The following is a 14,655-nucleotide window of genomic DNA, read 5'->3' as shown; positions in this document are numbered from 1 at the left end:
AGCGGGTGGTTTAAAGCTGGCCGCTGCGCGGCCAGCAGACTAAAGTCTTGAATGAAAGGGCGCTGACCTTCTGGTCGCGCCCTTGAAATTGAACGGCAGATTGTCCAAATGCGGCCCGCGCAGCGTCGGCCGGTTACGGCGTTCGTAGAACGCCGTAACCTAAACGGCCTGTGCCAGCTTCTCGGCTCGCTCGGCGGCGGCGAGTGCCTCGATGACGGTGCCGAGCTGGTCGCCCAGAAGGACGCCGTTATAGGTGGAGTTGAAACCGATGCGGTGGTCGGTCACGCGGTCCTGAGGCTGGTTGTAGGTGCGGATCTTCTCAGAGCGGTTACCGTGGCCGATCTGGCTCTGGCGCTCGGCACCAAGCTCGGCCTGCTGTTTCTCGAGCTCCATCTCATACAGACGGGCGCGCAGCATCTGCATGCAGACCTCGCGGTTCTGGATCTGGGAACGCTGCTCCTGCGACTGCACCACGGTGTTGGTGGGCAGATGGGTGATGCGCACGGCGGAGTAGGTGGTGTTAACGCACTGACCGCCAGGACCGGAGGCGCAGTAGGTGTCGATGCGCAGGTCGGACTGGTTGATCTGGACGTCGATCTCCTCGGCCTCGGGAAGCACGGCGACGGTTGCCGTGGAGGTCTGGATGCGACCCTGGGACTCGGTCTTGGGAACGCGCTGGACGCGGTGCACGCCGGACTCGAACTTCATGACGGAGTAGACGCGGTCGCCCTCGACCTTGAACTCGATGGACTTAAAGCCGCCGGCCTCGCTGGGGCTGGAATCGAGCACGGTGGTCTTCCAGCCGCGCGACTCGCAGAAGCGCTGGTACATCTTGTAGAGGTCGCCGGCAAAGATGGCCGCCTCGTCGCCACCGGCGGCGGAGCGGATCTCGACGATGGTGTTCTTGTCGTCGTTGGGATCGCTCGGGATGAGCATGTACTTGATGTCTTCCTCGAGCTGGGGAAGCTTCTCCTCGTTCTCGGAGATGTCCATCTGGAGCATCTCCTTCTCGTCCGCATCGGTGGTGTCGCGGAGCATCTCCTTGGCGGCCTCGATGTCATCGAGCGCGCCGATGTACTCGCGCGAGGCGGCGATGAGGTCGGACTGGTGCGCGTACTCCTTGTTGAGGCGCGTGAACTCCTTGATGTCGGAGGCGACGGCCGGGTCGGAGAGCTTCTTCTCGAGCTCCTCGTAGGCCTTGATGATCTTTTCGAGCTTGTCGCGCATGGCGGAACTCCTTTATATGCGTGAAGGTGAAAATCGGCAGAATTGATGGGGCGCGCGGCGCCGCTGCGGGGGTAAGCCCGGCTAGAACATGTCGATCTTCAGATACATGCGCATCCCTTCGCGTATGGGGTACATAGTTGTGGTCTAACCCATACATGATAGCGTGCGCAGGCAAACCTGCATATAACCCGCACGGAATGTGACAAAGGGTCAGTCCGCCAACGCAAGGCTCTACTTCAAGAACATGGCCATATATAACGGAAGCGTCACCTTTTTGCCGTCTCGGCCGACGTTACCGTCTATCAGCTTGTACCCAAGGTTCACGTCCTGCCGCTCAAGCATGTCGTTGAGCGATACCGTAGATCCGCGCGAGGCCTTCACCTCAATGGGCACAACGCTCGCGTCGGGCGAGTCGACGAGAAACTCTATCTCCCTATCGCCCTTCTGCGACCGCCAATAACGCAGAGCCACACCCCGCGCCGAAAGCATGCAGGCGACCAGGTTCTCGTAGAGGCCGCCCTTCATGGGACCCGCGAGCTTGTTGTTCACCACCGCTTCCAGCATTTCGAAACCGTACATGGCCATGAGCACGCCCGTATCGGCGGCATAGAGGCGAAACTTTGTCCCGTCTTCATAGGCGGCAAGAGGGAATTGGGCGGCGCTCACTGACTGGCACCGTCGCACCATACCTGCCCCCACGAGCCAATCCACGGACGAGCCAAATTTGCGCGCCGTTCCCCTGTTCTCGACCACGGAATATTGGAACTTCGTATTCTCCTTTGCAAGCTGGCGCGGCAACGATTCAAAGCACGCCCGCGCACGCACGCGCTCGAGGGCTTGCGCGTATCGAGCCACGTCGTCGAGATACGAGGCGAGCAGCCTGCTTTGCTCGTCGAAAGCAACGGCGAAGTTGTCCGTCCGCACAAAGGCGTCCACCACCGCAGGCATACCGCCGACCGCGAGGTACTCGCGCAGCATCTGCATCATCTTCTGATTCACCGCAACGGGCACGGGCATCAACGACTCATAGTATTCCCGCAAATTGGCGATATCGTCCTCCCCATACCCGCGTGCCCAAAGGTACTCCTCAAAATCGAGGGGGCCCATTTCGACCTCTCGCTCGTACCCAACGGGAATGGAGGCGAGCGCAGCCTCCTCCTTGAACCGAATGCCCAGAAGCGAGCCCGACGCAACGACATCGCACCTGCCGTCGAGAGCGAAATACTTAAGCGCAGCGCGAGCACGCGGGCACTCCTGAATCTCGTCGAGGAAAAGAAGCGTTCGTCCTGGAACAAAGCGCACGCCGGGCACGACGAGCGATATCTGCCGGTAGATCGAGTCGGCATCGATTGGGCCATCGAACACCCGCTTAAGGTCCGGGGACCCAATGAAGTCTATGGAGATGAAGCTTTCGTAGTCCTGCCGCCCGAACTCGGCGACGATGTACGACTTGCCAACCTGTCGCGCGCCCTTGATGAGAAGGCATTCGGCGCCCTTTTCCGCCCGCCACGAACGGAGGGTGTCGAGCATCTTTCGCTTCAGCACACTACGCACCATCCTTCACCTGCTGTTTGCAGTTTTTCAGGATGGATTTTACCAACTTTTGCAGCTTTTCCGGGTGTATTTGGCCTAGATTTGCAGCTTTTCCGGGTCCAGATAGCCGCTTCGTGCAGCTTTTCCGGACTTCTAGAGGGCGCGGCGCGCTTAGGAGCTGCAGAATCATAATCGCGTGCAAACGGCGGGCTAACATAGCCTTTCACCGAAAAGGGCGGGCGGCCGCGCCCTGCGACCACCCGCCCTCAATCAAAGCCCTTCTCGGCAGCCGCAGCTACCGGTTCCGGCGCCGCAGGATCACACCTGTGGCGATCAGCACCACTGCGCCGCCCGCGATGCCACCCAGGGCCATCGGCGACAAGCTGGTATCGCCCATGTTCGGCAGACCCGGCTTCTCCTCCTTCGACACCGGTGGGTTGGTGGGCGGCTCCGTCGGCGGGTTGACCGGCGGGGTGGTCGGCGGCGTGTACGTGTTCTTGAACACCGGCGCCACGTCACCGTCATAGGTTACCGTCGCCACCAGATGGCCCGCGCCGTCGTCCGTCACCGTCACCGTTACCTGGTGCTCGGCCGCGTCGTACGTCACGTTCTTCTGAGCGTCGTTCACCTCGGAGATGCTGTAGCCGTACGTTCCGGGCTTGTCGTACGAGATCGCCTTGAAGCCCACCGTGCCGTCCGCCGCGTTCTTGGCGGTCTGCAGCACCTTGCAGTCGGCATCCTTCAGCTGGAAGGAGAACTGCCCTTCCTTCAGGTCCTTGCCGCTCAGCACCTTGGAGGCCCCCAGCTTCACCTCAGTCGCGGCCGGCGCGTAGCTGTTGCTGAACGCCACCGCATCCGCAGCCTTGCCGCCCGTGCTGTAGGCAACCTGCGCCTCCAGCGCGTGCGTCTCCGCATTCTCCGTCACCGTCACCGTCGCGGTAAAGACCGTCGTGTCGTAGGTGACGCCGTTCGTCGCCGCGCCGACCTGCTCGGAGACGGTATAGACATACGTCCCCGCCTTGTCCAGCTGCAGCGGCGCAAAGTTGAACGTGCCGTCGACGCCGTTCTGCACCGTCTGGACCACGTTGCCGGCGGCGTCCTTCAGGTCGAAGGAAAACTCGCCCTCGGCCAGGTCGCGGCCGGTCAGGGCCTTCGTTCCGGTAATCGTCGCCGTCGTTGCCGTCGGCGTGTAGGTGTTGGTGAAGGTCAGATCCGCGGCCGTCTTGTTCGCCGTCGCGGTCAGCTGGCCGCTGCCGTCGTCGGTCACGCTCACCGTCACATCCAACACCGCATCGCTGTAAGTGATGGTGCCATCTTGGCCCGCAACCTCCTTCACCTGGTACGTATGCGAACCAGTCGCAGTGTACGAGATGGCCTTGAAGGTAAACGCGATACCCGCGTTCGTGGTCCGGTCAATCTCCTGCCCGGTGGCCGCGTCAATCAGCGCGAACGTGAACTCGCCATCGGCGGGCGTCCGCATGGTGGCCGAATCGGTATTCTCAAGCACCTTGATGCCGGAGATCTGGTAGGAGGTCGCGCCCGGCTGGTAGCTGTTCGCAAACGTCATGGTGTTGGGGGTGACGCCGTTCTCGGTGCCCTTGCTCGGCTTCGCCGTGGAGCTCTCTACCGCCAGCTTGCCGTCGTTGTTGTCCTTCACCACGTAGGTCAGGGTGTACGTCTTGCCGGTGTAGGTCACGCCCGGCACGCCCGGCGCGTCCCCCGTCGGCTGCACCTCGCGGACCGTGTAGGTAAAGGTGCCCGCATGGTCGAAGGTCAGCTTGTCGAAGGCAACCTTGCCGTGCGCATCGTTCTTCTGGGTCTGGATCACCGAGCCGTCAGACCCCACCAGCTCGAAGGCGAAGTCTCCCGCCTTTAGCTGATAGCTGCCGTCGTGCACGTCAACGCTCTTGGTGAGGGCGATCGCGCCGGAGTCCGTCGCCTGTGCCTCGTAGGTGTTGGTGAAGCTGGGCTTCGTGACATTCGTGCCGTCGTAGGCGACGCTCGCCTGCAGCGTGCCGGCATTGTCCGCAACCGTCACCACGGCATGGTGCACCGCGGCGTCGTAGGTCACGTAGGCCAGATCACCCTTCCGCTCCACGATGGTGTACTCGTGCGTGCCCGGCTTCGCGTAGGAGAAGGCGTCGAAGTTAACACTTCCGTCCGCGCCGTTGGTCGCGGTCCGGACGGGCTTGGCCCCGGCAAGCTGCTCAGCCGTCAGGTTGCCCTCGTACACATCGAAGGTGAACTCGCCGCACTTGGGGACGATCGGCGTGTTGTCGTCCTTCTTCACATAGCTCTTCTGCGCACCGAGGGCCAGGCCGGTCGCGGCCGGCTGGTAGGTGTTGGTGAAGGTATCCGAGCCGGATGCGCTCGTCACGATCGCCTTCGCATTCAGTGCTCCGTTCCCGCCGTCCGTGACCGTCACCGTATAGGTGAGGGGATGGCTGTCATAGACCATGCCCGGCTCCGCGCCCGGCTGCTCCACGATGGTGTAGGTGAAGTCCTTGCTCGCGGCGCCGTCCAAGTCGGAGAGCTGGAACTCGCGCGTGAAGCTGACCTTGCCGTTTGCATCGTTCTTCGCGGTGTCGAGCACGTTGCCGGCAGCGTCCTTCAGGTCGAAGGTGAACTCGCCGTCCGCGGGCTTCGTCGTGTGGTCGAAGCCGTCCGCAACCTTGATGGTCTTGGTCGCCGTCAGGGTTACGGAACCCTTTGCGTCGTAGGTGTTGTTGAAGGTGGGAGCCGTAGCGGCACCGTCATAGGTGACGGTCACCTTCGTCTTGTTGTTGTCGCCCTGGTTCTGCTCTACCTTGACGTGGACCTTGACTTCCTTGGCGTCGTAGGCCACGCCGTCGACGGTCTGGCCGGCTTTCTCCTCCTTGAGCGTGTAGTCGTACTCGCCCAGGTTCAGGTTCTTGACGGCCAGCTCGACCTTGCCGCCCCGGTCGTTGGTGCCCTTGGCGACCTCGTTGCCGGCCTGGTCGTACAGGCCGAAAGTGAACGCACCAGCCGTCAGGTCCTTGCCCTTGAGGATCTTCGTCGCCTCGATAGTGGCGTCGGCCGTCGGCTTCGAGTTGGTGAAGGTCGGCACGGCCTTCTCGCCGTCGTAGGTGGCGGCCGCGCTCAGCGTGCCGTTCTTGTTATCGGTGACGCTAACGTGCACTTTCACCGTCTTGCCATCGTAAACGATAGTCGGGTCGGTGCCTTCGACCTCCTTGATGGCGTAGTCGTGCTCACCAGCCTCGGTGTAATCAATGGCCGGGAAGGTGATGTCGCCATTGGCATCGTTCTTTTCTTCGGCGACAACCTTATCGCCCTCCTTCACCTGGAATGAGAACTGCTGGTTCTCAAGGGTGCCGCCCGTAAATTGCTTCTTCGCCGCCAGGGTCACGGAACCCTTCGCAGCATAGCTGTTGTTGAAGGTGGCGAGGTTCACCTTGCCGTTCTTGACCTCAAGCGTCTCGCGCTTGTCATCGCCGCTCTTCTCCACCGTCACGCCTGTGACAGTCAGCTTGGCGTTCTTATCCTCGACCCTCACCGTGACGGTATAGGTCGAGGCGTCCATCGTCCAGCCGGAGTTCTGCACGCCGTCCGCCGCCGCGTCGTCGTCGGCGTCGTGCGCCTCGGTGAGCGTGAACGTGTACGTACCGGCCTTGTTGAACTTCATGCCGGAGAAGTCGACCGTCTGGCCCTTGTCCTTGATGATCTTGCCACTCGTGGCCTTGGACTCGGCATGCTCATTGCCCGCCAGAGCATCCGAGACTTTGAGGTCATCATCATCGATCTGCTTCTGCGTCTCTTCCGTGGCGGTCAGCGTGAACGAGAACGCCTTCTCCGTGCTCTCAACACCGGAGACCTTCTTCGTTACCTGCGGGGTCAGTTCGTCGCTAGCTTCCGCCTTGTAGGTGTTTGTGAACACCAGCTTGTTGGCTTCGGCCAACGTGCCGTCGGGTTTTTGCTTCTCGATCTCACCGGTGATACTATCGCCTGCGCCGGTCAGATTCGTGGTACCCTGCTTGCGGCCGGTCAGCTTATAGCCCGCGGGCATCTTGTCTGCGCCGGTCAGCTCCTGCACCGCGTACTCGTCGCCCTCGCCAAGACCGTACACGCGAATCGTCTCGTCGGCCTTGATAGCATGGGTGTCGCCGTTCTTCAAATCGAACACGTCGCCGGCTTGCTTTCCGGCCCCAGCGTTCTTGAACACTGCAGCCTTGTAGGTCTTCCCCTCGGGCACGGTGAACTTGAAGGTGAACTCCGCGTCCTTATTGCCCGTCAGGCCATCGGGCAGGGCAACCTTCTTCGTCACCTCGAGGCTCGCCTCGCGTTCGTTCGCCACGCGCACGCAGGTGGCACCTGTAAACAGGGCGTTCAAATTCATGTCGTCCAGATTGGCACGGGCGCCCTTCGCATTAGTGTCACCAGGCGCGTCCTGCGTGATGCCCATACGTATCCAGCCCGTCTCGGTCTCCAAGCGATAAGGTTTGCCTTCCACGGTGGGCCCATACTGGTAGACACGTCCGTTGGCGCCGTACTTGAGGTGCACCTCATCCTCGCCGCCCTTGGCGTCATTGTTCCAGAAAAGGTTGTCGTTGCCGTCGAGCGTCCCGTCGGACGTCTGGCGCTGGCCCTTGATCCACGTGAGCGTGTTGTCGATGTCGCCCTCTGCGCCAAACTGGCCCAGGCTCTTCATGAGCGCGCCCGGGCCCACGAACGTCGAAACACCGTCATCGGCCGTACCAGCATCGGCATGGACGCCGTAATCGTCCACAATCACCTTGGTGAGCGTGTCGTTAAGCAGGAAGCCCTTGGGCGCCGAGACCTCCTTTAGGAAGTAGGTCCCCTTCACGAGCGGCCTGTTACCGTCGCTCGTATTCGGGAATATGCCCGCACCTTCGAGCGGAACCGGGTTGCCGACCAACCCCGTCGTCAGGGTGTCAAAGGGGGTCTGCTCGCCATTGAGCATGACCTTGCCGTTCGCGTCCATTTTCACCTGATCGGCCTTGTACAGGCCGAACTTCGCCCCGTCAACGGGCTTGCCCTCGGTATCGGTCTTCTGCACGAACAGGCGATTCTGGATGTTCGTGACGAGCAAGCGCGTGGCGAACTGCCGCTGAAAGTTCACATTGCCATCGGAAAGGTCATCGCTGAACACGTGAACCGTGTTTTCCGGCCCCGCCTTGGCAACGGAATTTTCCTTCGTGTAGTAGATACCCACCGCGTATTCGGCATCCTGAGCACGGTCCGCCTCTGGCAGCAGGTAGTAGTACTTGGAGATGTCGCCGGGCAGATCTGAAATCTCCACCTGATATTGGCCGCTTGTGTTGAGCGTGAAGACATGCGGCTCCGCCTTCGCCGCCTTGATGGCGCCGGCCACGCCCGGGGTGTCTGCGAGGGCGTACCCCTTCGTCGGGTCGCCCGACACGGCGTACCAGGCGTTCTGATTGGTAGCATCAGCGTTCTTGCTTTTATCGCGCTTGAGAACCACTGCGAACAGGGTGCCGTGCTCCATGTCAACGGGCTCGCCTGGCTGCGCCAAGTCATCGTTCGCCTTGTACACGGTCGACGGCGCGGTGATGGTCTCCTTCGCGCCGGCGAACGCACCCGTCTGCCACACGGCGCTGTCCGCGTCCATACCGCCGCGGTTAATGATGACGCCGCCCGCGGCGTCCTTGTCGCTCGTGGGCACGTACTCGAGCTGCATGCTGCCATCCGTCGCCGTGAGACTCGAGCGATATCCCTCGGGCACACGCGTCTCCTTCAGGAGGTAGTACTTGCTGCCGGAGTCCTCGTAGAGATCGTCGAAGTTGATGACGCCGTTGTCCACGTCGTTCGTGAGCGTTAGGTGGCCGGCCTCGTCCGTGGTGCCAGAGCCGAGGAGCTTGCCCTCGGTCTTGAAGTCTTTGTCGGTCTTATAGAGCTTGAACTCGGCGCCCTGTACGAACTTGCCGTCCTGGTCGAACTTGATGATGTCGGACTCGGGCACCGTCACGAGGTTGAACTTGAGCTCCATGTTGGAGTAGAGGGCGCCGCGCTCCAGGTAGAAGAACTTGAGGGTGTGGTTGGTGCTGTCTTTGAAGGTGTTGCCGGCAAAGCCCGAAGTAGTGTCCTTATTTGCCGCCCGGTACTTGCTCAGCAGCGTGCCGTCGTTATTGCCGTTCACCTTAATGTCGCCCGTTTGAAAGTCGATGCTCAGACTCGCCCGGTCGTGAATACCGCCGATATCACCCACGAGGACATCGTCGATGAACACCCAGACGTCATCATCGCCGGCGAACTCGAAGGTCATGGGCTTGCCATCGTTCGTCAGGCCGCCGTTGGGCTGCACGAATCGCGTGGACATTGAGAGGCCGAAGTGGTGGTTGACGGGCTTGCCGCCGTTGTAGCTCGAATTACCGGTGTTGTCTGCCGTGATGCCGTTTTGGACGAGCCAGCCGTTTTCCTCATTGAACACCTCGTCTGCCGCGTCGAACGGGAAGAACTGACCCTGGTGGGACGAATTGCCAATGCCCCCGGTGTCATAGATGTCGAAGGCATTCTTGTCAGCGTTGTAGGCTGCGTAGTTTTCGGAGCTGTCATAGACGTAGTAGCCGCCCTGAACCTTGAGGAGGCCCGTCACGCCAAAATGGGACGTCTTGCCGGTCTGGGCAGAGGAATCGAACAGGTAGTCGAGGGACTCGTCGCCCAAGGCTTCGGAAAGCTTCGGGTAGCCGTCTGAAAGCGTGTTGTTGACGATGCCGGGCCGCGGGCTCGTGCCGCCCGTCCATTGGTTGAGCGGCCTATCACCCTTGCCGTCGTTAAACTGGAACTTGTGGCCTGCGTTGACGCCGCCGCTGCCGGAAACCGACAGACGGTCATCGGGATTCACCCAGTAATCAAACAGGTTGATTGTTGTCCCCGAAGGCGAAATCGTCGGAACCGTGTGGTCCGAAATTGCCGCCTCGGCACGAAGCGGCAGGAAGAAACTCGCCGTCAGCGCGATGGCGAGGGCCAGAACAATCGCATATGGCGAGACCGGGCGCAGCCCGCGACGACGGCCATAAGACATGACGGACCACCGCTCGCGCGGCCGGTGTTCACTAGGAAATTCCCTGCTTAGACACCCCCCCGGTAGCAATATTCACGAGTCGAGACGTCGTCTCTCTGAGCTCCTGCATAATTTCCTCCCCAGTCACACGGCGACCTGCCCGGGCGCTCCCCGGGGGCCGAGGCAGTCTGGCACATGCCCGCAGTCGTTCAAGGAATACCAACCCCAGCATATGTCTCTTAAGATATCTTAGTCTTTTTCTATGACAGTTTTTGTCTCATTACCGATGAAATCGGCTCAGTCCCTTTGTCACATTCTAGAGCGTGCGGAGCAGGGCGATGAGGAAGCGGGTGCCTTGGAGGTAGGCGCGACGGGTGATGCGCTCGTTGGTGCCGTGGACGCCGCGGTCGCATTCGTCATCGTCGACCACAAAGGCGGAGAAGCGGATGCACTCGCGGCAAATGCGCTGGTAGTTGGCGGCATCGGTTGCGCCAATCACGGTCGAGGGCACGATGCTGATCGGCTCTTGGCCCACCGCAGACGATCCGTTTTCCTCCGTCCCCTTGGGATCACGGAAATAGCGGGCGGCGATGGCGCGAACGGCCGCGAGCCCCGGACCGCCCACGCGCGGGGACGGCGAGGGCTCGGAGCTGCCGGGGCCCAGCTCGACCTCGACTCGGCCAGCGAGCCCAGCGGTGGCAACGGCCTCGCGGCAGCAGGCCACGACATCGGCCACGCTCGTGCCCTCGAGCATGCGGAAGTTGATATTGGCCCACATATCCTGCGGCATTACGTTGGCACCGGTACTGCCGCCTTCGATTTGCGTGGGCGCGCAGGTGGTGGTTACAAGCGGGTACAGCTTTTTGCTGGCGAGGCAGTCGCGCACGATGGCATCCTTGCTGGCAGCAATCTCGTCTGCGGTATAAAGCCCCAGCTCGACGAGCTGCGCGGCAAGCAGGTCGGTCACACGCGCCGGCCACTCGATATCGCAAATCGCGGCAATAGCGCGGCTGAGCACTTCGAGCGACGTGCCGCCGTAAGGGTTGGAAGAATGCCCGCCTTCGCTCTTCGTCCTGAGCACGATATCGGCATAGCCCTTCTCGGCAAGATCGGCATGCATAAGCCAACCCTCACCTGCGCTGTACTCGGCAGCCGCAACGATACGATAGTCGCCCTCGTCGATCAGGTACTCAAGCTCAACGCCACGCTCCTCGAGCGCGCGACCAATGGCACCCGCGCCGTACTGCGTGGTCTCCTCATCCTGGCCAAAGGCCAGCAGCAGCGTTCGTTCGTGTTGCCAGCCGTGCGCCAGCGCATACTCAACGGCCTCCAAGATGCCCGCAACCTGGTCTTTCATATCGATGGCGCCGCGACCCCAAATATAGGTGTCGTCCACGTGCCCGCTAAAGGGATCGTACGTCCAGTCTGTCTGGGTGCCCGGCACCACGGGGACCACGTCCATGTGACCCATGAGCATGACCGGCTTGAGGGCGGGGTCGGTGCCGGCAAGCGTCACGAGCAGCGAATGGTCGATGAGCTCGACCTCGCCCGCCGCAAACACGCGCGGCCAGGCCTGCTGCATATAGGCGCGCAGATCGACAAACGGCTGCCAGTCCACCGCCTCGGCATCCATGCTCGAAATCGTCGGAAACGACAGCACACGGCCCAGGCGCTCGCATGCGCCAGCCTCATCCAAATCGGCAAAATCGTCCTCATGCGCAAAAAAGCGCCAAACCTCGGCCATGCCTTCCTCCAAAAAAAGCGTGGCAAAGAGGCGGTCCCTTTGCCACGTTCGCTTGCATTATTTGTCGTTGAGATAACGCGAGAGGAACTCGCGGGTGCGCTGGTGCTTAGGATTGCCAAAGAGCTCGGCCGGCGCGGCGTCCTCGAGCACCACGCCCTTGTCCATAAAGACCACGCGGTCGGACACCGTGCGGGCAAAAGCCATCTCGTGCGTGACGACGACCATGGTCATGCCGTCGGCGGCGAGCTTGCGCATGACCTCGAGCACCTCGCCCACGATCTCGGGGTCGAGCGCAGAGGTCGGCTCGTCGAACAGCATGATTTGCGGGTTCATGCACAAGGCGCGGGCGATGGCCACGCGCTGCTTTTGGCCGCCGGACAGGCGACCCACGGCGGCGTGTGCGAACTTTTCGAGTCCCACGCTTGCCAGATGCTCTAGCGCGACCTTTTCGGCCTCGGCCTTGCTCATCTTTTTGAGCGTGACGGGCGCGAGGGTACAGTTGTCGAGCACATCCATGTTGTTGAACAGGTTAAAGCCCTGGAACACCATGCCGATGTCCTCGCGGAGTTTATTGATGTTGCAGCGCTCGGCCGTGAGGTCCTGGCCGTGGAACCAGATATGGCCCGCGTCCGGGGTCTCGAGCAGGTTGAGGCAGCGCAAGAAGGTCGACTTGCCCGAGCCCGAGGCGCCGATGATGGTGACGACCTCGCCGGGATTGACAGCGAGGTCGATGCCCTTGAGTACCTCGAGCGAGCCGAAGCTCTTGCGCAGGCCCTCGACGCGGATGAGCGGCTCTTGGTTTTGCGCGGCGGCCGCAGCGCCGGTAGTGGCGGTATCTGCCATGATGATTCTCCTCGTCTTGAGCCTAGTTGGAGCTGGGCAGCGTGGCCGGGGCCTCGGCGCCGAGCTTTTTGCCAAAGGCCTCGAGCAGGCGGCTCGCCACAAGCGTCAGGATCAGGTAGACCACGAGTGCCACGCAGTAGACCTCCATCTGGCGGTAGTACACGCCGGCGACGGTGGTGGTGGCGTACATGAGGTCGAACACGCCGATGACCGAAAGCACCGACGAATCCTTGATATTGATGATGAGCTCGTTGGTGAGCGCCGGAATCGCATTTTTAATGCCCTGGGGGAACACGACCTTGCGCATAGCCTGCCACTGCGACAGGCCCAGCGAGCGCGCTGCCTCGGCCTGGCCGGGATCGATAGACTCGATGCCGCCGCGCAGGACCTCCATCATGTAGGCGGTGGAGTTGAGCGAGATGGTGACGAGGCCGGCGGTGAAGGTGCTCCAAATCTGGTTGGCCTGCGCCGTCTCGAAGCCCATGCCGCGCAGAACGGTAAAGCCCGCGTAGTAGATAAGCAGGCCCTGCACCATCATGGGCGTGCCGCGCACGATGGTGGAATAGACGGTCGCAAAGCCTCGGCCGATGCTCTTAAAGAAGCACGTGAGATCGTTGTCCACGCGGTCAAACGTCTGGATACGCAGGAACACCAGCAACAGCGCCAGGAAGAAGGCGATGATGGTGCCAAAGAACGCGAGCGCAATGGTGATCTGAATGCCGCGGATAAAGAAGTCGCCACTCTTGTAGGTCATGTAGACCAGGCTCGACAGAAAGTCGCTGGGATTGGAGTCCGAGACAATGCTCACCCGCACCAGATCGATAAACGACATAACGCAGCGGTCGATAAAGAAGATCGCCGCGATGGCAACCACGACATAGCTGCCCATACGCGCGCCGCGGCGGAAGCGATCGGACGCGAACGGCGACTTCTCGCGATAGTCGTTCCAATGCATGAGCTTGGTGACGAGTGCCGCCGCCGACACGACGATCCAAGCCCACAGGATCGCCCAGAGGCAATCCTGGAACACGCCCGTGGGTGCCAAAAAGCTCAGCGGTGTAGGGTTGCGCTGGCTCGCGGCCAGGCCGAGTGCCGCGATAACGCTCGTGCCCAGGTAGACATAACGGTGGTCGGCCTTGATAAAGGAGGCCAGGCGATTGACGGTCTTCATGCTGCCTCCCTATGCCGGCTGACGGTCGAGGCACGCGTCCCACATCTGGTCGCGCTCCTCCTGGCTGATGCCCTTGAGGGCCTTGTCGATAAGCTTGAGGAGCTTCTTTGAGCCCTTGCGGCAGCCGACGTTTGCCGTGACCTCCTGCTTAAAGCCCTCGCCTTCGGCAAATTGAATGGGGACGATACCGGGATTTTGGGCCATATAGCCCTTCTCGTTCTCGGTGTTGTACGTCACGGCGTCGCAGGTGCCCTGCAGCAGGTTCGAGAACACCGTAGGGACGGAATCGACCGGGTTTTTGTGCACGACGCCCGGGATCTCGTCGATGACGGTATCGAGCATGGTGTCTTTTTGGCCCAGGACCGTGGCGCCGCTAAAACCGCTGAGCTTGGTGGCGTTTTGGTAGGGCGAGCCCTCTTTTACGAACAGGCCAAAGTAGCCAATGAAGTACGGGTCGGAAAAGCCGACGGACTCCTCGCGCTCGGGCGTGGCGCTCATGCCGGCGATGATGAGGTCGATCTGGCCGTTGTTGAGCGAATCGATAAGACCCGAGAAGCTCTGCTTAACGGCGACGGGCTCGCCGCCGAGGGCCTTGCAGACGACCTTGGCGATCTGCACGTCGTAGCCGTCGGCATAGGCGCCCTGCACGTTATCGATGGGGATGGTGAACTCGCTGGCATCGGAAACCTGCCAGTTGTACGGGGCGTAGGCAGCCTCCATGCCAATGCGGATCTTGTCCTTGCCGATCACGGAATCGGACAGATCGTCGCGACCGCCACCCGTCGTAGGCTGAACAACTTCCAGCGTGGACGGACGCTGGCAGCCGGCAAGCGCGCCGGCGACGACGGTAGCGCTCGCAGCGAGAGCGCTGCCCAGAAAGATGCGACGGCTGCACACCGGTTGGCGCTGCGCATCGCGCTGTTGGGGAGAATGCATAATCTGCCTTCCCTGTTGAATCGTATGCTAACGACTCAACAGGATACCGCACGCCGCTATCCACTTGTATGCATACATACAAGTTTACGAACTGGAAAATGACTGATTGATGCAAGGGCAGCTAATTTGGGACGTGTCTCTATAGTTTTGTCAACCGCGTGCTTCGCGCCATTTCGGCAT

General features: G+C 61.4%; 7 protein-coding genes. All 7 read right to left on the bottom strand.

All coding sequences use genetic code 11. The features are described 5' to 3' along the window. Nucleotides 1-159: 159 nt before the first annotated feature. Nucleotides 160-1,227, bottom strand: a complete 1,068-nt coding sequence (gene prfA / locus DXC52_RS08955; RefSeq protein ID WP_006235697.1) for a peptide chain release factor 1 — start codon at nucleotides 1,225-1,227, stop codon at nucleotides 160-162. A 231-nt stretch (nucleotides 1,228-1,458) separates the two neighbouring features. Further along, nucleotides 1,459-2,772, bottom strand: a complete 1,314-nt coding sequence (locus DXC52_RS08950) for an ATP-binding protein (protein ID WP_158554636.1) — start codon at nucleotides 2,770-2,772, stop codon at nucleotides 1,459-1,461. Between the two features lie 283 nt (nucleotides 2,773-3,055). Next, nucleotides 3,056-9,802, bottom strand: coding sequence for a Spy0128 family protein (locus tag DXC52_RS08945; protein WP_117746971.1), 6,747 nt, complete (start codon nucleotides 9,800-9,802; stop codon nucleotides 3,056-3,058). Between the two features lie 295 nt (nucleotides 9,803-10,097). Further along, the gene (locus tag DXC52_RS08940) at nucleotides 10,098-11,525 is read right to left on the bottom strand and encodes a M20/M25/M40 family metallo-hydrolase (protein WP_117746970.1); all 1,428 of its coding nucleotides are present in this window, start codon (nucleotides 11,523-11,525) and stop codon (nucleotides 10,098-10,100) included. A 57-nt stretch (nucleotides 11,526-11,582) separates the two neighbouring features. Continuing rightward, nucleotides 11,583-12,368 carry an amino acid ABC transporter ATP-binding protein gene (locus tag DXC52_RS08935; RefSeq protein ID WP_117746969.1) on the bottom strand — a complete coding sequence of 262 codons (786 nt, stop codon included), beginning with the start codon at nucleotides 12,366-12,368 and terminating at the stop codon, nucleotides 11,583-11,585. 22 nt (nucleotides 12,369-12,390) lie between these two features. Continuing rightward, entirely contained in the window at nucleotides 12,391-13,539 is a 1,149-nt protein-coding gene (locus DXC52_RS08930; RefSeq protein ID WP_117746968.1) for an amino acid ABC transporter permease, read from the bottom strand. 9 nt (nucleotides 13,540-13,548) lie between these two features. After that, on the bottom strand, nucleotides 13,549-14,475 hold the full coding sequence (locus tag DXC52_RS08925) for a transporter substrate-binding domain-containing protein (protein WP_117746967.1): 927 nt from the start codon (nucleotides 14,473-14,475) through the stop codon (nucleotides 13,549-13,551). Between the last annotated feature and the right edge of the window lie 180 nt (nucleotides 14,476-14,655).

The organism is Collinsella sp. TF05-9AC (assembly GCF_003438495.1).
Classification (GTDB): domain Bacteria; phylum Actinomycetota; class Coriobacteriia; order Coriobacteriales; family Coriobacteriaceae; genus Collinsella.
This window is presented reverse-complemented; position numbering and strand designations above follow the sequence as displayed.

What these genes read in the sequence shown, in the direction of transcription:
- prfA (WP_006235697.1), bottom strand. Translation starts at nt 1,227, where the DNA reads ATGCGCGACAAGCTCGAAAAGATCATCAAGGCCTACGAGGAGCTCGAG.
- DXC52_RS08945 (WP_117746971.1), bottom strand. Translation starts at nt 9,802, where the DNA reads ATGTCTTATGGCCGTCGTCGCGGGCTGCGCCCGGTCTCGCCATATGCG.
- DXC52_RS08940 (WP_117746970.1), bottom strand. Translation starts at nt 11,525, where the DNA reads ATGGCCGAGGTTTGGCGCTTTTTTGCGCATGAGGACGATTTTGCCGAT.
- DXC52_RS08935 (WP_117746969.1), bottom strand. Translation starts at nt 12,368, where the DNA reads ATGGCAGATACCGCCACTACCGGCGCTGCGGCCGCCGCGCAAAACCAA.
- DXC52_RS08930 (WP_117746968.1), bottom strand. Translation starts at nt 13,539, where the DNA reads ATGAAGACCGTCAATCGCCTGGCCTCCTTTATCAAGGCCGACCACCGT.
- DXC52_RS08925 (WP_117746967.1), bottom strand. Translation starts at nt 14,475, where the DNA reads ATGCATTCTCCCCAACAGCGCGATGCGCAGCGCCAACCGGTGTGCAGC.